Source organism: Vreelandella neptunia (genome assembly GCF_022489065.1).
Classification (GTDB): Bacteria; Pseudomonadota; Gammaproteobacteria; order Pseudomonadales; family Halomonadaceae; genus Vreelandella; species Vreelandella neptunia_A.
The window spans coordinates 91,097-112,499 of record NZ_JAKVTW010000007.1; the positions used below are offsets into that span (position 1 = coordinate 91,097).

A 21,403-nucleotide genomic window follows, 5' to 3' on the forward strand; every position below is an offset into this window, starting at 1 on the left:
TCAAAAGCTTTATCTATAGTTAAGTAATAGAATTACCAAACCAATTCCGTGTTCACAATGAAGCCTTTAAGATGACCTCTACAAACGCCACTAACACCTTGATTTCTAATACAGATATTTCCACATCGACCCTTTTACAACGTAATCCTGACATGATTGCCGCCAATTTGGACGGTGACCTTGTCATGATGAATGAAAAGTTGGGCCGCTATTATGGTATTTCAGGTGTTGGGGCTCGCGCCTGGGAACTGCTTGAAACACCCGCCAGCATCGATGATCTAGTGAATGCCATTTGCCAGGAGTACGACATTGATACCGACACTTGCCAGCAAGATATTATCCGCTTTGCTCAAGACCTGATGAAGGTCGATCTAATAGAGCCAGTTAATAAGTAAGGGTTAAAAATTGCGCCGCAACTTAACATCGCCTAACCATAAAGTGGGCAGTTTTTTTCTAAAGCCCGCTTTTACCAAATGCTGGTTCGTCCCCGTCTGGCTAATGCTTGGCATTAGTAGGCTGATGATTGTTACCCTCACTTTTCGGCGCATTGCTCCCTACCTTGGCAAGGCGGTAGGTGTAAGTGCTTACTCACATATTTTGGAAGATAAACAAGAGACGCAGGCATTACGTATTGCTCGGGTAGTACGCTTAACTGCACGCTACTGCCCCTGGGTGTCTAACTGTTTCCCTCAAGCTATTACTGCCCGCCTACTGTTAGGGATTTATCGCATCCCTTACTCGCTATACTTTGGCCTTTGCCGAGACCCTGAAACGAATCAATTTAAAGCCCACGCCTGGGTAACAGCTGGCCGCATACCCGTTTCGGGTGGGCAGAGCTTTCAGCATTACACCATTGTCGGCTGCTATATAAGAAATTGATATATTTGATATTTTAAGTGGATAGATTCGCAATCCTCAAATCCCATCAAGACAGAATTGAAAATCTGGCTTACCAGAGAGTACAAGCAAACATGCGTGGCTCACCGTTGACTACTTTCAACACTAGTGATTTCAGCCCTTTGCTACTCAAGCGATGGCTTAAGGAGCTACCGATCGAAACAATGACTTCCTAGAAGGAGTTAGTGGATCCCTTACGCACTTACCAACGGTACTAAAGACTACTTTTCCTCAAGAATTTGATATTGAGCTTGTTACTTAAAATTGACAGGTCGCCAGATCAAAATCGTCATTACTGAGATTTAGAAAAAATAGCAATTTATATTGAATTTTTATTGTTTTAATAGTCATTGAATTAACCAATCAACTTAAAAAGTTAATAAAATTACTGCAACCCTCTAACTTCAATGCATTTTTCTTAATGATACGCAATTGGCGGCATCTTCTTGAAGTCTAATCAGACTTGCTGTTTTAATATATTATGATAAAATTATTACATATTTATTATAAGATCTTTTGCTTATTCAAAAGCAATTTTAAACTTGAATCACCAGGTGTATATAATGATAATTTCAATTGGAGGATCCGTATCAACGGGATCTACACCCTGGATCGATATTGTCTCTGCTTATGAGGAAGTGAACGTATTGGAAGGTGAATTGCGTATAGGTGAGTCTGGCCTATATGATATTGCATCCAAAATATATGCGCACGAGACTCCAACAGCAGAGGAGTTTTTTAATGTAAAACGGTCACTTATAGGGTTTGGAGATAAAATCCCTACCGCCAGCCGTGTGGCTTTTTCTCTTTTACTTAGGCTGCCTGGCGCTCCCCAAAGAATTATTGATAAAGTTAATCAATATCGGAGTGGGAAACGATCATATGATAAGCGATTACCAGGATTTTCTTTACATACAAAAAGCATGCTGAAAGAGCTAGAGCTTTTTCTTAATGAAGCGAATAGTCTTGAAATATCTACTAGACAACTAAAAATTCAAGAAATGATGGATACGTATTTTGCTTCATTGAAAAGCTGTGTTAGCAGTGATAAAAAAGTCGTCATCGACCAACTTTTCACACCAAGACTTTTATTTGATGAACGCTACGGTTGTATAATATCGGATATTTTGAGTGATGTTAAAATCGTAGTGGTGAGGCGGGACCCTAGAGATCAATTTATTGATTTTTTGTTAAAAAGAAAAAAGCGATATCACACCATGATGCCTAGTGAAGCAGCTTCTCATTTCGTAAGTGAATACTTACCTAGGTATGACCGAATGTCTGCTATGCTGAAGAAATGTGACCCTAGCAAGGTAACTGACATATGGTTTGAAGATATTTTTTTTGATTTCGAAACGGCATTATGTAAGTTAGAGGAGTTTGCTGAGTTGAAAAAAAGGCCTACTGTTTTTGATTGTTTTGATTTTTCTGAAGCTTTTGAAAAAGTTAAAATGCATGAAAACGATGAATTTTCTAAAGAAACCACTTTTATCAAAAATAACATGGGAAAACATTTATATCGATACTAGTGGAAGACCCTGGATCATTATAGGGAGAAGGTTAGTAATACCGAAAGTGCGCCGGTGTAAGCTTTATGCTATCTCGATAATCAGTGGCCGCTACTAACTCTGCGCCTAGAAGGATGATCTGGATAATCATCCATAAAAGAATACCATCTATTCTTTCTTGGTGAGGCGTAAAAACTGACTTTTCAGCCAAGGTCAATAGCCTCTCCGAGGAATTGTAGACAGTTTTAGCGACTTAGCCTACTCTCAACGCTAACGAATTCATCCCGTTGCTACCCTGGCAGAGTAAAGAGACCTTAGTGGTCTAAACAATGGTTGCCTAGGTGTAGCTAGTGAATCTCTTACTCTAAACTGGCTACTTATTTGCCTGAGTGTTAATTTCATCAAGCAGAGGCTTTAAGTTTTTATCCATATCCTCTAATGACCAAGGGCGTCGAAAGCGATAAACACTAATTTGCTGCGCCAAGCGTATACTTTCCCGCATCAGCTGTTCGTCAGTATTAAATTCACCGCCTAGTTCAGGGCGGTAAATAGCCCCCATTACGGTTTTGAACGCCTCTATACCCGACAACTTCCGAAGGCTAGCTTCTTCACCTTCATCGGCACGTTCTAACTGAACTAATGCACTTAAGCGATGGGCATCATAACGTACGCCTTTGTTCATCATGAGATGATACTTGTCGGCGCGCATCAGGTCTCTAACAAGACCTTCTGTTTCAATTCCCAACGCCTTCAGTGCATCCCGCCAAAGCTTTACTCGTGCCGGCCCTGGATGAAGAAGCGGCTCAGTGTCATCTGGTTTAATAACCGCAACATCGTCGGTAATTAACGGCCACTGCTGAGAAAAGTGTAACCATGCGCTCATGGTGGACTTACCAGCACCCGAGTGGCCGGTAAATGCCCATGCCCCTGCAGGGGTATTAAGGGCGCTAACGTGAAGCGGTAACCAATGACGTTGATGTAGCAACGCTCCTAAGGCACTACCTAGCAGAAACAGGCGCACGTCGCCTGGGTCAGCGACAGGATCTACTCCCCTTGGCACTCGACGGTCAAGCAATATACGCTGCCCCTCTTCAACACGGTAGCGAGCTATGCCTTCTACAGTAATCTGACAGCGGTCATCTCCCACTTCTAACCAATTTGTGAGATAGGAACCCTCTTCAAGCCGATCAGCCACGCCGGGTGTTGTTACTAACACATCCGGATGTTCACATGGGGCAATTTCAGGAAGCTCAGGTAGCTCAAGCGTAGAGCATATTTTGAGCCCGTAGGTAAGGTAGTAGTAACGCTGATTAATGGCAGGTAAATTGCCACGCCTTTCCTTTTGCTCTGACAGACTATCGTCCGCTGAACTGGTAGCACGTCTCTCAGCCATCGTGATTCCCTTGATAAATCCTGACAAGCACACTGTTGTTGGCAACGATACACCAACTAAACATTCATCAGCACTTTAAAAAATGTAGGTTAAGATATACGAGTATTAAACAGCCCTCGTCATCGCTTTCTTTGGCTTACAACATACAACAAAAAGCCTGCAGCTCCATAAACGCTGCAGGCCGAATGACGTTTCGCTAAGCACTACCCAGGCAAAAAAACTCTTCCGCCCGAGCATTTCGAACAGCGAACAGCTTAGGAGAAATCCGGTGTGTCCGGAAAGCTCGGATGATGATTACCATATTTTTTGTGGAAATAGTGCTTCTTGTATTCAAACAGCTTTTCGAAGAAACCAGGTGAGAAGAAGAACTCGGTTTTTTCGGCCATTGATCCGATTTCCACTAACACCGGACGCTCATAAACTTTACGTACTTTAGTCGTTCCCATGCCTATGCTCCTTTTGCTTTTTATTACTTGGTCTGCTCAAGGTGCCTAGGATAGGCGCTGAGAAAACCATGCTTGTCATAATGACCTCTGTATGCGCTTTCGCAGACAGCAAGCTTGCTTCACTACCGTAGCGCGCTGCAAAACAAAAGTTACATTCAGATACCTAATATTACTATAAGAGCAACAAAAGTCACTAGCTTAATTTCGCTTTTTTCAAAATTGGTGCCAAATTTTCGGCCATGGCATCGAACCCCCACGGGCGTGCGAAACGATAGATATGTAATTTTGCCGCCAGCTTTTCGCACATTTGCACTATTTTTTCGGGTGCCATGAATTCACGGCCGAATTCAGCTCGATAAAGCGTATCAAGCAGCATGACAACGGCTTCATCACCGAACACTTCCGTTAAGCTAGGCTCGCTACCCTCAGCGCCCCGCTCCAAAATGACGAGGTGCTGCAGGGGGGCTAAAATCGTTGCTTCGTTCGTATTGCTTAAGGGGATATGAAATTTGTCAGCCCTGCTTAAATCACGCTGCGCGCCCTGCATGCCTATTTGCAGTGCTTCCATCGTTTCTTTCCAAAGCTTTATTTTCCGAGGGCCTGCATATAATAACGGCAGTTGATCCTCGGGCTTTACCACGGCCACATCGTCGGTGATTTGCGGCCAGCCGAGTCGAGTATGTAGCCATGCGCCCATGGTCGATTTACCCGCGCCAGACGGCCCGGTAAACGCCCACACGGCGCCCGAGGGCGCTTGCACTGCATTGATATGTAATGGCAACCAGCCGCGCTGATAAGCCAGCACACCTAACGCACTGCCCAAAAGATAAACACGGACATCTGCCGGGGAAGCTGCTGCAGCCATCGGTTCTTTAACCCGCCGGTCAACAACGATCCGCTTGCCACTCTCGACACGGTAATTTGCAATACCTTCAATCCACATCTGGCACTGATCATCCCCCATTTGTAACCAGCGATTAACCTGACGCCCGTTTGACAGTGTCTGGTCAACATCCCCAGCGACAATTTCAATATCGGGCTGATCACACGAGTCTATCGGAGTGAGTTCCGGTAAGGGGATATGCGAAACAACAGTGAAGCCGTAGGTACTGTAGTAATACCGCTCGCTGGGGTGACATTGCGAGCCATGACGCAAATCACCTCTGCTGTCATCATCGCTATTCAAGGGATCCTCTATGGCTGCAGGCCGACGGATATCACTCATTCAATCAATTACCTTGTTAGTTGAACAGTGGGCCACGATGCTTAAAGCCGCAGATCGGTTTGATTCTTAGGCAACACGTATTTTAAATCGTATAGCACATGAACAGGCTTCCCCCAGCTACGGATAGTCGCTATCGAAAGCTCTCTAAATTCATCGTGCGCGACCGCTAATACAATGGCGTCGTAAGCACATAACCCCGGAGAAGCCGTGACTGAAACACCATAAGCCTGCTCAGCCTCTTGTTGATTGATATGCGGGTCATAAACATCTGAAGTAACATCGTACTCGGACAACTCAGTAAGAATATCAACGACCCGCGTATTGCGCAGATCAGAACAATTTTCTTTGAACGTAAGCCCCATTACTAATACATGCGCTTTTTCTACTTGAATACGCTTTTTAATCATTTGCTTAATAAGCTGACTGGCAACGTAAGTCCCCATACCGTCGTTAATACGACGACCCGACAGAATAACGTCCGGATGATAGCCCACCTGCTGGGCTTTGTACGTCAGGTAGTAAGGATCAACGCCAATACAATGCCCCCCAACGAGCCCCGGGCGAAAGGGCAGAAAGTTCCACTTCGTTCCCGCCGCAAGCAGCACCTCTTCGGTATCAATATTTAACCGTTCAAAAATAACCGCAAATTCATTGACCAAGGCGATGTTCACATCACGCTGTGTGTTTTCAATGACCTTAGCGGCTTCAGCGACTCGGATACTGCTTACTAAGTGTGTACCTGCCGTAATAATGCGGCGGTAGAGGGCATCGACAAATTCTCCTGCCTCTTTAGTTGAGCCCGATGTCACTTTGGTAATTTTGGTTATGCGATGCTCTTTATCACCTGGATTTATACGTTCAGGGCTGTAGCCTGCAAAAAAATCCAGGTTATAGGCCAAACCTGAAATTCGCTCAATAACGGGAATACACTCTTCTTCGGTAGCGCCCGGATAAACCGTTGACTCGTAGATCACCACATCGCCTTTGGAGATAATCTCTCCAAGCATTTCACTGGCCTGGATCAACAGTGTTAAATCAGGGCGACGGCTCTTATCTATGGGCGTTGGTACGGTCACGATATACACATTGCAGGCGCGTAAAGCATCAAGGCTACTGACAAAACGAAGTTGTTTAGAAGCTGCTAATAACAACGGCTCAACTTCCAGGGTAGAGTCGATACCACCATTCAGCTCCGCAATACGCTTTATGTTGATATCGAAGCCCACTGTAGGCATGACTTTACCGAACTCGACAGCAAGCGGCAGTCCTACGTACCCTAGGCCGATAACCCCCACGCAAATGTTACCCATATTCAGGAGTGCGACATCCCTAAGGGCGTATCACTGTTATCCGTGCGATAACCGTGAGGGTTTTGGCGTTGCCAACGCCAAGTGTCAATCATCATGTCATCCAAGTTGCGGCGTGCCTGCCAACCAAGCTCCTGCTGGGCCTTGTGAGGATCTGCCCAGAACGCTGCCAAATCACCCTCGCGACGTGGAGCAAACTGATAAGGAATAGGTCGTTCACTGACACGCTCAAACGCCTTTACCATCTCAAGCACTGAAAGCCCCTGGCCAGTGCCCAGGTTATAGACATGCACCCCCGGCTGATTCAGATGGCCCACCGCGCCGACATGCCCTTCTGCAAGGTCCATGACATGCAGGTAATCTCTGACACAGGTTCCATCTGCAGTGGCATAGTCGTTGCCGAAGACGGTTAATGCGTCGCGTCGACCTACCGCCACCTGAGCAATGTAGGGCATCAAGTTATTGGGAATGCCCTGTGGGTCCTCTCCCAACTGACCTGATGGATGCGCGCCGATAGGGTTGAAATAACGCAGCAGCGCCACCGACCAACGCTCATCACTCTTTACCACGTCTTCCAAGACTTGCTCGACTATCGACTTGGAGGCGCCATAAGGATTCGACGTTCGGCCGCGCGGCATGGTTTCCTGATAAGGCACTGGCGCATCGGGTCCATAAACGGTGGCGGACGAACTGAACACCAAGCGGAAAACGCCAGCCTGCTCCATCGCTTGGCACAGCGTCACGGAACCGTTGACGTTGGCATCGTAATAAGCCAATGGTTGCTCAACGCTCTCGCCGACCGCCTTCAACCCGGCGAAATGGATCACGGCATGAATAGCATGTTCGCTAAACAGCTGGTCTAGGCAGGCGCGATCGCGAACATCGCCCTCAATAAAGGTTAAGGAGCGCCCGGTAATTTGCTCAACACGAACCAGAGACTCCTTTGAGGCATTGATCAGGTTATCTAGCACCACGACCTCATAACCTGCCTCAAGTAAAGCCAACGCGGTGTGCGAGCCGATATATCCAGCCCCACCCGTTACAAGAATGTTGCCTTGCTGCATATTAGTATCCTGCATCAATGCTCACCGCCGTGGTAAAGGGTTGGCCATGCTGATAAGCGCGCAGGTTATCAACAAACACCTCCAGCGCACGCTCTAAATAGAAGGGCGTTGTGCCGGAGACATGCGGTGTGATCAACACATCACTGCGTCTCCATAGCGGGGACTCTGCAGGCAGTGGTTGCTGCTCAAACACATCCAGGGCGGCGCCTTTCAGCGTGCCGTTGTCCAGTGCGCGCAGCAACGCCTCGCCACTCACCACGCCACCGCGTGAAATATCGACCAACACGGCGCCTGGCTTAAGCTGGGCTAACAAGTGATCATTCACCACGCCGCGAGTGGCATCGGTCAGCGGCAAACACACCACCAGAAAATCCGTACGTGCGAGCTCAACCCCAATCTCCTCAAGTGCCACCACCCGATCGACGCCCTCAATAGCACGCGGCGTACGCTGAGTACCGACCACCTGCATATCGAACGCCTTGGCACGCCGGGCAAGGCTCTGGCCGATATGTCCAAGCCCTAGAACAGTCAATTGACAGCCGGACAGCTCCCCAAGCCAGCTGCGCTGCCATAGCGCCTGCTTCGCCTGATCATGAAAGCGACCAAACTGTTTAGTGAAGTACAACATCGCGCCAATGGCGTATTCGCTCATCGGCGCACCGTGCACGCCGCTGCTCTTGGTCATCAGCGTGCCGGTTTTATCAAAGTCCATTTCCCAGATCTTCTCAACGCCAGCAGAGAGAAAATGTAGCCAGCGATAGCCGTCAAGTTTTGCCAACGCCGCGGGCAACCACGGTAACGTAGGAGTAATCACCACATCGAATTCAGCATGCCTCGGCACAGCCTCTACACTGCCAGCAAAAAAGATTTCCGCATCCGGCAATGCGGCCTCCAAGGCACGAGTAACAAGCGCCTGCTGCTGATCAAGCACCTCGGCTTTCTGTAGATAGAGCACTCGCTGGATCGGTTGAGGCGACATCACGCGGCTCCTCGGTTACCCAGTCGGTAAGCACACTCAGCCAACTGACGCTGGTTGTCGAGCAACATGCTTTCGTCAGTGCCACGCCAATACGTTTCCGCCTGACGTAATTTTTCGATCTCGGCAGGAAAATCGAGAGTTTCAAGCAAGGCAGCCGATGTGGCTGCCCCCGAGTGAAAAGCGCGGGAAAGAATAATCCACTCCGAACCCAGACGAACGTGCTCGCCCAACACCGTTTCAGCAGGCAGCTCGCCCTGGCCGATCCGCGCAACACCACCCACACCCCAGGTCACGCCCGCCTGATTGAGCACCGCAGCAGCAGGGTCTAATAACCGCGCGGCCATGGGTTCAAACAGAAAGCTAAGGCCCATACTCAAGGAGAGATCGTTGAGGCCAATGTGCACTTCGTCATAGCCAGGCGTCAGCAAGCCTAGCCAATCGGGTAACCGAACCAAAGAAGCGGCCGTTTCCGCAAGAAAGGTAATCGGCACACGGCCATTCACCAGTTCCAAAAACTGCCCCACCTCGTCACGCGAGGAAAACATCGGCAGCATCAAACGCTGGGCGCCATGCTCAATCGCCGCATCCACTTCGCTAAGCGTTGACACATGAAGAGGGTTCAATCGCACCATTAACTCAGCATGCTTAAGCACGCTGGCAACGCCAGCGATCTGCTCCAGGGTATGGGCCGCTTTATGCGTATCCAGATGCCCTTGGCGCTCCGCCTTGCCCAGCACCTCTTGATCCATGAAGATCCGTGCCACGCCATGCTGTTCTATAAAAGCAGCGACATCAGGGCTCGCGGTAATCATCATAAAGTTAAGCTGGCTCATCGTATTGCCTCTTCAACGTCACTGTCCTGCGGAGGCTGGCCATTCAAACGATCACGGTATGTTCGCCAGTTCAATCCTGCTTCACCGTAGATACCGCTACCCGTCAGCACCACTTTAACGGTCAGCAGTAAAATTTTGAGATCAAACGCCAAATTTTGCTTCTCAACATATTCAGCATCAAAAGCCAGCTGCTGGAGCCAACCCAGGCTACGTCGCCCCCTCACCTGTGAAAGCCCGGTTAATCCTGGACGCAAACTAAAGCGTTTTTTATAGCTAGGCGGCACCACTTCAGTTTGCTCCATCAACACCGGACGCGGTCCCACCACGCTCATATCACCTATTAAGATGTTGATCAGTTGTGGCAATTCATCGAGGCTGGTGGCACGAATAAAGCGCCCTGCCCGGGTAATACGCGGGTCATGGCCAGCACTTACCACCTGCTCTTGATGTTGGTCAATTTCATTAGGCGCACGGTGCAGCATGGTGCGAAACTTAAATATCTTAAAAGGTTGCTCGCCCCGCCCTGCACGCTGTTGCATGAAGAACACCGGCCCTTGGCTATCTAGCTTAATCCACAGAGCAACGACCAAAAGCAGTGGTGAGAATATGACGAGAGCGATAAGACTAGCGGCAAAGTCGAAACATCGTTTGACGATAAAATTCATACCAACTCCATAGAATCCATGATCACACGATTTACTTTGCGAACGTCATAATACTCCTCGACGAACCGTATACTGGCTTTACCCATCTGCTCAGCCAGCAAAGGTTCATCAAGGAAGCGCTGCATCGCGGCAGCGACTGCTTTGGGATCACGTGGTGGCACTAATATCCCGTTCTCTCCTCTAATAACCGTCTCCCTGCAACCAGGTGAATCCGTCGTGATAATAGGACGACCCATGCTCATCGCTTCCAATACACAGCGAGGCGTTCCCTCTCGATAATAGGAAGGGAAGACAAATACCGTGCCTTGCTCTATCCAAGGGCGAACACCTGAAACACCACCAATAAATTCTACGGCGCCGACAGACTTCCAACGCTCTAGGTCACTATTGCTGCATGAGTGAGGAAGCGTGGGATCATGAGGGCCTACTGCTACAAACCGAGCGTGGGGATTGTCAGCTTTAATCAGAGCGGCTGCTTCGCAAAACTCATTAATACCTTTTTCATAAAGAAGGCGCCCTATATACAGGAAAGTAACGTTTCCAGTAGGTAATGCCTGTGCAGGGTACTGCTCCATATTGACGCCAGACCCATATACCCGAACGACCTTATTAGAGTCTGTCAAAATACCTCGATCTTTAAATTCTTTGATATCATCTGGGTTCTGAAAAAAAACTTTTGTGTTAAAAAACAAGGCGCTTCGATATAGCAAGGAGGCTATTTTTAAGACATATTTATTCTTATTGCCTCCAGCAAAAACATGCCCTAAGCCCGTAATCATCGAATATATACGTGGCACGCCAGCTAATTTAGCTGCAAAGCTACCATAAATAACGGGTTTAATATTGTACCCAAAAACAGCCTTTGGTTTACATGATTTCATAAGCTTACGTAACGACAAAATCGTCTTGAAATCATGCACCGGATTCATACCCGTACGGCCCATCTCAAATCGATAAATGGGAATACCTAATGACTCAACTTCCGCGAGATAGTCTGCACTGGGCACCGCTGCTGCCACAGTCAAACCTTGCGACTTAAGATCCTGAATAAGATCACCACGATTGGCGATCAGCGAACGAGCGTTACCCGCAACAATTAGAATGTCCAACAATCAGGCTCTCCTTAATTTAATTGAAAGAGTGTGAAAAGAAGAAGCTGCAAGAAGAACAAAGATGCCTAAAAGTTTAGTTTTATGGCGTGTAGCGGTACCAATATTGGTAACACCAATAGCAAAAATAAACGTCAACGCACCGAATATGAACAGCATAGCCAAACACTCTTCACGATTTTTTATCGTACCCCACCCCTTATAGAGGCGCCACGCCAAGAATATATAGAGAACTGATGAAACCATACCTAATAGATGACGTGGGCTTCTAATATCCCAAGGAAATGGAGAAAAATGGAAATATATGACACGACCTGGTATTAGCCAAGGTTGAGTAAAGGGATTACCTTGAGCAATAAAAGCTGGATAAGCAGAGCCACCTGTTGCCTCTCTTTCAAAACGCGACTCTATTGCTTCACCGATTCCACTCTCTTCATCGCCACCAATTTCAACACCTTTACCTAATGATATGCCTCCACTCAAGCCAATCATGCCTACTGACATGACCAGCATTGCTACGGACAACAACACCTTAACGGCATCTTGAAAAGACAGTTTCGACATGTCTTTATTTTTAAATGTTTTATAAATAAAGAAAGCTAAATAACCACCTACGCCTATAAACGCACCAATCCACCCAGGATGGAAAAGAACTGCCATACCAAAAAACATACAACCCCATAATAAACCTATAATACTTTTCCCCCCAACCCATCTTAGGAAAAAGAATAGACCCAATATGAAAAACATAATCGCAACTTCTTCACGCATTGCCAAAATTGAGTTAAATCCGGCAAAGGGATAAAGTGACATTATCAAAGCTACGATTGTAGCCGTTCGCTTGCCCCAAAGGTCATAAGCTATTAAAGCCGTGGTAGCCACCACCACAAAACCAAACAAGAAACTCATAACCGGCAAAATATGCTCTGAGGTGCCCACCAACTTCATAATAATGGCGCCGAGCCATGAATAAAATAATGAATTAAACAATAAATTCAATGACAACAAGTCTGGCCAACTTAATAGTGACCACTCAAATGCCATCCGCGTAAAGCGCAACGCATCGGTATCAGCGCCAGGAGGTCTAAAAATAGCTAAATAATCAAGTACAAAAAGAAAGCTTCTAAAAAGGTAAGCAAGCACTAATGGCCACAATAGCCAACGGTACATTACAGAGATACCAATGCAGTAAACCGCAGCCAGCAAGAAAATAATTAAAACATAAAAATCAGCAGTCATTGAGGCCAACCATCATCATAAACTCCGATAGACATCTAAATGCTTGTCGACAGAAGTTGTAATCGAATAAATCCAGGAATTTTTCATGGCATTTTCGTGAAATTGCAAGCGCAGTGGGTAGTCATTAACAAGTGTTTCTAGTGCTGACGAATACTCTTCGAGATCTACCTCAACCACGACACCATTTCCGACGCTGGTGACTATTTCAGAACAACCTCCAACATTGGTCACTAGGACGGGCAAACCTGCCAATGTTGCTTCAATTTGAGCAATGGGCAGTCCTTCCCATGCAGACGACATGACAAAGACATCACTCTCATTTAACAGCGACTTAACATCGATAACATTACCCAGGAAGCGAACTTTCGACGTAATATCAAGCGATTCTGCTAACGCTTTAAGTTCAGGCAAAAATGCGCCTTCTCCTGCAATCATAACCAAGAAATTGTGCCCTTTTACACGAGCAACTGCCTCTAACAATAAGCGAATATTTTTCTGCTCCGACAGGCGCCCAACAAACACCAGCTTTACAGGGTCACTCTCTATATATTGTACTTTTTTGACGATTCTAGACTCATCTACACCATTATCTATATGGTGAACAGGTCCTTTCGTCACGCCTTCTAATAATCGCTTACAGGCATCGCATATACCTATGTAAGCGTCCATTCTTAAATCGAGCAACTTATAAATATGCTTGTTAGCTCTCAAGCGAATATTGTGATGAGTATAAACTCTTTTCACACCCGTTAAGAACAAGGCAAAAACAGCGCCATAATATAAATGTGAGTGAACAACATCTGGCTTAAATTTTTTAACTAAATTACGTAGCGATAAAACACCTAGTAATGGATTTTTTCTTGCTTTCTGACCAATAAAACCAAATTCAATATTATGTTCTTGGAGCTGATTCAAAAAAGAGCTTTCAAAAGATAAGTCCCTACCTGCTTCCGAGGCACGATCTAGAAAAACAATAAACACTTCATGCCCACGTTTTGCCATCTCAATTGAAAGATCTCTGGCATATACTTCAGCCCCTCCAGCAGCAGCTGAAGATATAATATGTAAAATTCTCATACTTTTGCCTTGGTCATTAATTTATTTAACCGTTTGATAAACTTCGTTTTGCTATAATTGATATAATTATAATTTCAATATTATACTGTTAATGTAGCTCAAGAAGATTCCGCCATTGCTTAGTAACGCTTTTTATGTCAAAGCTTGCAGCACGAACTTTCGCCCCTTCAGACATTTTTTCACGCATCTCAGCATTCGTTAACACGTCAATAATCGCCGCTGCTAGATGCTCTTCATTTGCATTTATATCATTACCATCTAAATTTAACTTTTCATCAAATGGCGGTACTAAGATTCCACATTCATGGATCTCATTCTCAGATGCCTTTTTAGTAAAATCACTCTTGGGGGCAATAATTTCTCTAGGCCCAACGTCACAATCTGCGGCCACCACAGGCGTACCACAGGCAATGGCCTCACCCAGTGCATTTCCAAACCCTTCAATAAGCGAAGGAAAGGCAAATACGGTAGCAGCGCGTATATATTTATAAGGGTTTGAACGATACCCTAGAAAATGAATATGCTCTTCTAGGCCCGTAGACTTAGCCAGTAATTTAAGATCATCTTCCAACTCGCCCCTACCTAGAATAACTAGGCGCGCCTCCGGCTGACGTTGCTTTATTTCTTTAAATGCTTTTATGAGGTGCCAATGCCCTTTATCGTATGTCATACGCCCGACAGTAATGATGACCGGATGACTAAAAATTTCTGCCACGTCGTCTTCTAACTCATCACACGATAAAGTTTGAATCTCTTGCGTATCAAAATAAGGGTAAATAACGTCTATCTTTGCCTCTTCGATGCCATAATAATTAATTAGATCGTATTTAACCCCTTCACAAATCGCCACAACCTTATCCGCTTTATTGTATAAAAATCTTATATAAAGCTTTTGGAAAATTCTTTTCAATGCAAACGGCGATTTTCGCAAATACGTTCTTACCGAAACCACACACAGCTCGCCATTTTTAGATAATATATTAGAAATATTTGGGTGGCCGATCAAACTAATACAAGCCGTTGGCTTTGTTTCTTTTTTAATTTTCTTTATTCTAAAAGCTGCTTGAATAATACTACTTAATTTTCCCAAAGCACCTTTATTGTCTCCCAACTCTAAATCTATCAACTTGCCAGCGTAATCATAATCTATTTTTGACGCATCAAAAGTAACTACTTGCACATTCATGAAGCCCGCGAAAAAGCATGACAAGCGAGCAGCTACGTTTTCAGCGCCGCCGCTGTATGTTTTCGGCGTAATAATCATTAAGCTTTTATTTTCCGTCATAAATAGTTTACTCATGATCACTAAGGGTGGAAGTAACTAGCCAAATCATTAATATACCCTGATCGATAAAAATTTACTTAGTTTAAAATAAAATTTATTAGCTTTTTTTTATTATCAGACTTTAGCTCACCTTCTAACAGTCCACTTACTTGAAGAGCTATGAAGGCCTAACAGAAATTGAATTAACTGCCTAAAAACTGAGTTCATACTACTCAACTTTGCCATTGATCGAGCAATGGCGCTGGTAAAATTCACGGATTCTTGAATAGCTAGGCTTGATAAATATAAAGCACGATCAATGTCTTTATTAAAAAGACACTCTAACGATTTCTTTGCAATAAACACGGACGTGGGCTTACTTTTATCTCTAAACATGCCCCCATGCCGACCATATTTTTCTACAAAGTCACTACCCATAGTTTTTCTATTGTAGTGGCACTGAATGGCAAAATTAGAAAATGCTTTTTGCAGTATTAATTTATCGATATCAGTAGAAACGCCATCGCTATAGAATGCCCGACGCTCGTATAGAAGCTCATCAACAACGGCCATGTCGCAATATGCGGCCATTCTTATCCACAAATCACGGTCTTGCGCAAACTTGAAAAAGTCGCGGTAGCCCCCAACTTTTTGATAAAGCTCTCGACGATACATGACGTCGCCATGACTAAAAGGATTTCCTAATTTTAAAAAAGTTTCTAATGTTGCTCTTTCTTTAATAGTTTTAGACGTTGATTCGTAACCATCATTCGGGCCACCGAAAACAATATTCTTATGTTTACAGCCTACTACACCCAGCGAGGAATCAGCGTCTAACAGATTAACCTGTGCTTTTATTCGCTCAGGAAAGGAAACATCGCCAGCGCCTTGAACTGCAATATACTCAGAATCAGTGTTTTCAATAGCACGTCTGATAGCACCTACGAACCCCGTGTTCTCTTGATGGATAACGGTCAATTTAGGGTCATTATAGCTATCTAGTATTTCTTTTACTCTAGGATCTTTACTACCATCATTTACCACCGTAATTTTATAATTATCAAATGTTTGGTTTAAAAGAGAATCCAGGGTATCTTTAATGTAATCTGCACGGTTGTACCATGCACAAACAATCAATACTTTTGTCTTTTCTAGCTCTAGAGACATAGATAACCCCTACCCTTAAGCAAAAAATTGTAAATGTTTAACTCGGAAAAATGGCAACAATAAACAACACCGACCCACCAATTCAAAACTTTATATTTTCTTTACCAATGATAAAATCAGCAAAAAACGTATATTTTACTTAGAATCGGCTTGATCAGCTGGTAAAAAAACACCATTGGGAGTCACATAGATAACTTCCACTTCCATTTTATAACCCGTTTCCAAAAGTACTTTTTCACTAATTTCATTGATTAACGACAAGACGTCTTTCGCCATTCCTTGCCCGTTATGAACAATGAAATTAGCGTGCATAGGCGATACAAAAGCATCCCCAATGCTATACCCTTTAAACCCTAGCTTTTCAATAATAGTCCCTGGAGCACCCACCTCAGCATACATAGCAGGGTTGCTTTTAAAGACGGAACCACAGTTAGGCAATTTACGGGGGAACTTGCGACTACGATCAGCCAAAATAGCGAGCATTTCTTGGCGAATCTGCTTAGCTTGCCCGTCATCAAACTTGAGTTTGACCGAGGTAATCACTTCATTATTGGTTTGATACACAGAGCTACGGTAAGCAAAGCGACAGTCACTTGCTGCGCGGTGCACCACTTCCCCAGTGACACCAACACTCTCAATGCTTTCCACATGACTGCCGATACCTTTACGTTGGCTGCCGCCATTCATACACACTAGCCCGCCTAATGTGCCGGGAATGCCACAAATATGCTCTCCCCCCGTTAAGCCCGATAACATCAGTTGCCGCGCAAGGCTAGGTACCCATACACCAGCCTGTGCATGGACAACATTTTTATCGATACTGACATGTGAAAGTCGATTACCTAACTGTATACAAGGGGCGCGAAGCCCCTCATCAGCAAACAGTAAATTACTGGTGGAGCCAATAGTGAGGTGATGGACATCATGTTGGTAGAACCAGCGGCGCAGATCCGCTAACTGTTGCGATGTCGATGGACGTATGACGGTGTCCGCCGTTCCACCGATTCCCCATTGGCTGATGCTCGCCAATGATACATCGCGTTCTATTCCGCCGGGGCAGAGGCTCTCAAGTTCATTCAGCGCTTGTTGTGTCAGTCTACCCATCTGGCACTCACACCTAAAGATGCTAATTTTTCAGCAAAATTGACATAACCACGCTCAATTTGCCATGCATCGGTAATAATCGTTTCGCCTTCTGCCATCAACCCGCAAAGGGCCAGCGCAGCTCCAGCCCGTAAGTCGAGTGCTTTAACTTCAGCACCCTGTAACTGCCCACCTGAACCATGAATAACCAGCATGTCGCCACGTACTTCATGCTTAACACCCATTTTTGCCATTTGCTCTGCGTAGGCATAGCGGCCCGGAAAGCGAAGATCCACAATGCGTGACTCGCCTTGCGCTTTAGCGCCCCATGCGGCAAGGATAGGCTGTACATCAGAGTTGATACCGGGATGAGGGCCAGTGCTAATTTCAATTGGGTAGCATTGCCCGCCTCGTACAATCAGTGAGTTATCGCCCTTGTAAAGTTGCGCGCCGGCTGCACGCAAGTGTGCCAACACAACTTCTAAATCCTGGTGTGGGAAATTGTGAATTTCAATATCACCACCGCTAATAACCGCACCCGCTAACCAAGTAACTGCTTCCATGTTATCGGGAATTACGCTGTGCTCAGCACCGTGTAGTTCTTCCACACCCGTAATTTCGATATGCTCTTGGCCAAACACCTTGATCTTAGCGCCCATTTTTTGCAGTAGCGCAATAAGATCAAGAATTTCTGGCCGAATATGGGGATTCCAAATTCGCGTAGTGCCACGGGCTAAAGTGCCACATAAGATCGCGTTTTCAGTGGCGCCGGTAGAGCGCATAGGAAGATAAATATCAGCACCCACCAGGCCGCCTTTTGCTTCAGCACAAAGGTAGTCACCCTCTTCCCATACACGAGCCCCTAATCGCTCTAAGAGCATAACGTGCAAGTCGTACTTACGTTCGCCAAGTTTACATCCGCCAGGCAGCGGCACTGAACCAACGCCTAAACGCGTAGTGAGAGCACCTAAAATCAGCAGCGTATTGCGGATAGAGCGACCTTCCCAGGAAAGGGTACTCTTAATTTCAGCGGCCTCTGTGATGGTAATGCTGTCTTCACCATTCAAAGTACACTGCTTACCCAAATGATTAAGCATATCGACATGAACTTGCGCATCTAACAATGGCGCTGGATAATTCGTTAAGGTAATTTCATCAGACGATAGCAAGCTCGCGGCGAGCAACCGTAACGCTGAGTTCTTTGCGCCAGAAAGCTTAACTGAACCATTTAGCTTTCCAGGATGTACGCTTAATTTGCTCATATATCACTTAACCTTTTCGTGTTTTCTGAAATAATTTTTGCGGGCACTCCTGCGCATACTGCATTATCAGGAACGTCGATAAGCACTACTGAATTTGCACCAATAATGCAATTTTTTCCTAGTGTTACGTTTCCTACTACTACAGCACCGGCGAAAATAACCGCACCTTCATTGACCGTGGGATAATTGCCATCTTTAGCATCACCTAATCTTGCACCACCTAGTGTGACATTTTGATATATGCTTACGTTTTTCTTAACAACAACTCCCTCACCTATTACTATAGCGATAGGGTGAGGCAAACTTAACGTTCTATCAATTTTCGACTTATGTGAAATATGTAAACCTTTAGCCTTCAAGCGATTAGAAAAAAACTTTGCGACCCTCATATAATTAGCGACGCGACAAACATTCATCAATCTAACAAGAGCTCTGCAGCGAGCAGATGGCGAGCCAATAAACAACCTAACAAAGTCGTAAATATTATTTTTCAACATTGACTAAATCCTTAGAAGACTTTAATCCTGCCTTGTAAACGCTTCGCATTATGTAGAAAGATATATATATATAAAAGCAAGACATTAAGAATGAGTATGAAACTACAAACTCATGCGGACTTAAATCAAATACATAAACCAAATAAAAGGTAAGCACTATTAACACGGCGCGAGTAGCATTAATTAATAAAAAAGCAGCTTGGTTAGCTAGTAAATTCATCAGCTGCATTAAAGGAGCCGACGTGAATTGAAATACAATATAGAAACTCAGAACCGACGCAAATTGGCCTGCCTGTATCCATTCATCGCCAAATGCGAGTGTAAAGACAGTCTCACCCAAGAAAAAGAGGAAAAGGCCTGCAGGTATTGAAACTATAAGAAGCTTTTTTTGAACATCTTTGGCCATTTCATGGATTTTGGCTGCCTCTTTAATTCCTAGCGCTGCTGATTCAGCATAGAGGGCCTTACCCATCGACCCACCGATCAAGCTTAATGGTAAAACTAGCGCCATTAAAGCCAGGCTTAACTGCCCAGTCACTTCTGAGCTAAAGACTATTGCTGCGAAAAACAGCGGGGCTTGCTGACAGAATATCAACAAAAACTGCGAGGGCACTCTGTAAATTGGAAAACCTCTATGCACCCATGCCATTTTACGCATGCGTGACCAACGCAAATGTCGCCAGTTCTTCTTAAAATCATTATTATATGTTTTAAGAAGTGATCCAGAACCTCCACTTTGATTAACTAATTGCCCCATCAAAAGGCCAAAAGGATGAATTCCTAAAACGCCCAATAAGAGCTTAGTAAAAGAACCCAAAATACTTTGGCCAATATTTGTTTTAGAAATCGCACGATAGTCTCGTTTGCGAGTTGCCCACAGTGTCAGCATCTCGTAACTAACCGTGCCCAATATTCCCAATGATATGAGCCACCACCACGGGATAAGTACTTCCATTGAAAAAATCGGCAATATAAACCCACCGAACACCCATAGGAATATAGTGACTATCAAGCAAGTAAATAACATTAAACATGCTGAAAAAATCAATAGATTAAAAGCCATACCATCGTGGCGTGGTAAGGGCAGTGCTAATACATAGCGAAGCGTAATGATGGGGGCCAGCATAGTGATAATCGCTGTGAAAATAGCCAGCACACCAAAGTCTTCTGGGCTATAGAGACGCGTCAAAATAGGTATTGCTAGAATACCTATTATTTTGGCAATACCACTGCCTATTGCCAGCGTTTTCATGCCTTTGAAGACATTACTTGCAGAGCCGCCAAAGGCTTTTTGCAATATTTTTTTAAGTATTCCCACTAAACAACCAACTCCCTTGTTGTGTTACTTAACTCTTAGAAATAAAAGTCTTAAAAGTAATACTTACGCACTTCCAATTTTAACTATTAAAAAAGCATTAGCCAATTTTCTTACCAAAACGTAGTCGTTGATAAATCACCCAATGGTAAAACTCACGAATTGAACTAGGCTTTATCTTAAACACTTCATGCCATATATTGACTGCTTCTTTTTCTTTTCCTTGCTTCATTAGAAGCTTGGCATAGTTCATCTGTGTGCTGCGCCTTCTTAGAACAAGTTCTTTATCAGTAAAATAACCACTCTTCTCTGCTTTTTGCAGGAAACGAAGGGTATTATTATATGCTAGCAAAGGCTCCCACGGACGAGAGAGCGAGCCCATTCGATTCCGTTTTTCAAAGCAAGTGGTGACTTTACCTTTGCACTTTAAGCCTGTTCGCAACAGCCGAATAATTAAATCAAAATCTTCATTGTTAACCAGGCTTTCATCGAAACCGCCAACGCTTTTCAGATGATAGGTGCGGAATAAATACGTATGAACACCGCCAGCAACTCCCCCTTTTTTGCCCACTTTATCTGGCGCTATACATCCGTCAAGATCGGCAAAGGGATACGGTTTTCCTGTTTCAAGGTCACAGTAGGTTCCATAGACACCAAAATAGTCATCGGCTAACTCATTAAGGGCTTGCCACATGGTGGCTAGGTTGCTTGCCAACATTCGATCGTCAGCGTCAAGGAAAGCGACATACGGTGTTAATGCTAATTTCAGCCCTGCATTTCGTGCTGCTGAGGGGCCTTGATTGGATTGCTTTAAATAAACAATCTGGGTATGAATATTTTTTTCCGCTTTTAATACCGTGACTATCTCTTCAGCATCAGCGGTAGCTGAGCCATCATCCACCACAACTAGCATCTCAGGAGGTGTTGATTGCGACAGAATTGAGCTCAGCGCTTCGCCAAGGTAACCGCCATCATTGTAGGTCGGAACTATAACGGTGATTGGTAGGCATACTTCTGGGATCATGTAATAAACTTATAGGATTCCGTACGATGAATGAAGCGCTGTTTACCGA

General features: G+C 44.9%; 21 protein-coding genes. 3 read left to right on the top strand and 18 right to left on the bottom strand.

The genetic code is table 11. The features are described from left to right. Positions 1–71 precede the first annotated feature (71 nt). From MLE19_RS11470 to MLE19_RS11480, 3 genes are all read left to right on the top strand, one after another. Positions 72–395 (top strand): PqqD family peptide modification chaperone, encoded by a 324-nt coding sequence (locus tag MLE19_RS11470; RefSeq protein WP_240718316.1) that lies wholly within the window; start codon positions 72–74, stop codon positions 393–395. A gap of 10 nt (positions 396–405) precedes the next feature. After that, positions 406–879, top strand: coding sequence for a lasso peptide biosynthesis B2 protein (locus MLE19_RS11475; RefSeq protein ID WP_240718317.1), 474 nt, complete (start codon positions 406–408; stop codon positions 877–879). Between the two features lie 581 nt (positions 880–1,460). Then, complete coding sequence (locus MLE19_RS11480) at positions 1,461–2,426, top strand: sulfotransferase (RefSeq protein WP_240718318.1); 966 nt, start codon at positions 1,461–1,463, stop codon at positions 2,424–2,426. A 352-nt stretch (positions 2,427–2,778) separates the two neighbouring features. On the opposite strand, the gene MLE19_RS11485 is transcribed toward MLE19_RS11480, so the two are convergent. The 18 genes from MLE19_RS11485 to MLE19_RS11570 all read right to left on the bottom strand — a co-directional run bounded on the left by MLE19_RS11485 (position 2,779) and on the right by MLE19_RS11570 (position 21,354). After that, positions 2,779–3,798, bottom strand: a complete 1,020-nt coding sequence (locus MLE19_RS11485) for a hypothetical protein (RefSeq protein WP_240718319.1) — start codon at positions 3,796–3,798, stop codon at positions 2,779–2,781. Positions 3,799–4,052: 254 nt separating this feature from the next. Continuing rightward, positions 4,053–4,244: a hypothetical protein gene (locus tag MLE19_RS11490; RefSeq protein WP_240718320.1), complete on the bottom strand. Its 192-nt coding sequence runs from the start codon at positions 4,242–4,244 to the stop codon at positions 4,053–4,055. Positions 4,245–4,437: 193 nt separating this feature from the next. Further along, positions 4,438–5,469 carry a hypothetical protein gene (locus MLE19_RS11495; protein WP_240718321.1) on the bottom strand — a complete coding sequence of 344 codons (1,032 nt, stop codon included), beginning with the start codon at positions 5,467–5,469 and terminating at the stop codon, positions 4,438–4,440. A gap of 41 nt (positions 5,470–5,510) precedes the next feature. After that, complete coding sequence (gene tviB, locus MLE19_RS11500) at positions 5,511–6,779, bottom strand: Vi polysaccharide biosynthesis UDP-N-acetylglucosamine C-6 dehydrogenase TviB (protein WP_240718322.1); 1,269 nt, start codon at positions 6,777–6,779, stop codon at positions 5,511–5,513. A 2-nt stretch (positions 6,780–6,781) separates the two neighbouring features. Beyond that, positions 6,782–7,840 carry a UDP-glucose 4-epimerase GalE gene (galE, locus tag MLE19_RS11505; protein ID WP_306420911.1) on the bottom strand — a complete coding sequence of 353 codons (1,059 nt, stop codon included), beginning with the start codon at positions 7,838–7,840 and terminating at the stop codon, positions 6,782–6,784. Between the two features lies 1 nt (position 7,841). Beyond that, the gene (locus MLE19_RS11510) at positions 7,842–8,819 is read right to left on the bottom strand and encodes a D-2-hydroxyacid dehydrogenase (protein WP_240718324.1); all 978 of its coding nucleotides are present in this window, start codon (positions 8,817–8,819) and stop codon (positions 7,842–7,844) included. Beyond that, positions 8,819–9,652, bottom strand: a complete 834-nt coding sequence (locus MLE19_RS11515) for an aldolase/citrate lyase family protein (protein ID WP_240718325.1) — start codon at positions 9,650–9,652, stop codon at positions 8,819–8,821. The genes MLE19_RS11510 and MLE19_RS11515 overlap by 1 nt, the downstream gene beginning before the upstream one ends. Then, the gene (locus tag MLE19_RS11520) at positions 9,649–10,317 is read right to left on the bottom strand and encodes a sugar transferase (RefSeq protein WP_240718326.1); all 669 of its coding nucleotides are present in this window, start codon (positions 10,315–10,317) and stop codon (positions 9,649–9,651) included. The genes MLE19_RS11515 and MLE19_RS11520 overlap by 4 nt, the downstream gene beginning before the upstream one ends. Continuing rightward, positions 10,314–11,429, bottom strand: coding sequence for a glycosyltransferase family 4 protein (locus MLE19_RS11525; protein ID WP_240718327.1), 1,116 nt, complete (start codon positions 11,427–11,429; stop codon positions 10,314–10,316). Before MLE19_RS11525 ends, MLE19_RS11520 begins: the two co-directional genes overlap by 4 nt. After that, positions 11,430–12,665 carry a glycosyltransferase family 39 protein gene (locus MLE19_RS11530; RefSeq protein WP_240718328.1) on the bottom strand — a complete coding sequence of 412 codons (1,236 nt, stop codon included), beginning with the start codon at positions 12,663–12,665 and terminating at the stop codon, positions 11,430–11,432. It abuts the gene before it with no gap. A gap of 15 nt (positions 12,666–12,680) precedes the next feature. After that, entirely contained in the window at positions 12,681–13,742 is a 1,062-nt protein-coding gene (locus MLE19_RS11535) for a glycosyltransferase (protein WP_240718329.1), read from the bottom strand. 88 nt (positions 13,743–13,830) lie between these two features. Beyond that, positions 13,831–15,027 (bottom strand): glycosyltransferase, encoded by a 1,197-nt coding sequence (locus MLE19_RS11540; protein WP_240718330.1) that lies wholly within the window; start codon positions 15,025–15,027, stop codon positions 13,831–13,833. A 126-nt stretch (positions 15,028–15,153) separates the two neighbouring features. Next, on the bottom strand, positions 15,154–16,173 hold the full coding sequence (locus MLE19_RS11545) for a glycosyltransferase family 2 protein (RefSeq protein WP_240718331.1): 1,020 nt from the start codon (positions 16,171–16,173) through the stop codon (positions 15,154–15,156). 135 nt (positions 16,174–16,308) lie between these two features. Then, on the bottom strand, positions 16,309–17,277 hold the full coding sequence (gene murB, locus MLE19_RS11550; RefSeq protein ID WP_240718332.1) for a UDP-N-acetylmuramate dehydrogenase: 969 nt from the start codon (positions 17,275–17,277) through the stop codon (positions 16,309–16,311). Continuing rightward, positions 17,265–18,518, bottom strand: coding sequence for a UDP-N-acetylglucosamine 1-carboxyvinyltransferase (locus tag MLE19_RS11555; RefSeq protein WP_240718333.1), 1,254 nt, complete (start codon positions 18,516–18,518; stop codon positions 17,265–17,267). Before MLE19_RS11555 ends, murB begins: the two co-directional genes overlap by 13 nt. Beyond that, complete coding sequence (locus MLE19_RS11560; protein WP_240718334.1) at positions 18,515–19,015, bottom strand: serine O-acetyltransferase; 501 nt, start codon at positions 19,013–19,015, stop codon at positions 18,515–18,517. The genes MLE19_RS11555 and MLE19_RS11560 overlap by 4 nt, the downstream gene beginning before the upstream one ends. Next, positions 19,002–20,333, bottom strand: a complete 1,332-nt coding sequence (locus MLE19_RS11565) for a lipopolysaccharide biosynthesis protein (protein WP_240718335.1) — start codon at positions 20,331–20,333, stop codon at positions 19,002–19,004. The genes MLE19_RS11560 and MLE19_RS11565 overlap by 14 nt, the downstream gene beginning before the upstream one ends. A gap of 97 nt (positions 20,334–20,430) precedes the next feature. Continuing rightward, on the bottom strand, positions 20,431–21,354 hold the full coding sequence (locus MLE19_RS11570; RefSeq protein WP_240718336.1) for a glycosyltransferase family A protein: 924 nt from the start codon (positions 21,352–21,354) through the stop codon (positions 20,431–20,433). Positions 21,355–21,403 lie beyond the last annotated feature (49 nt).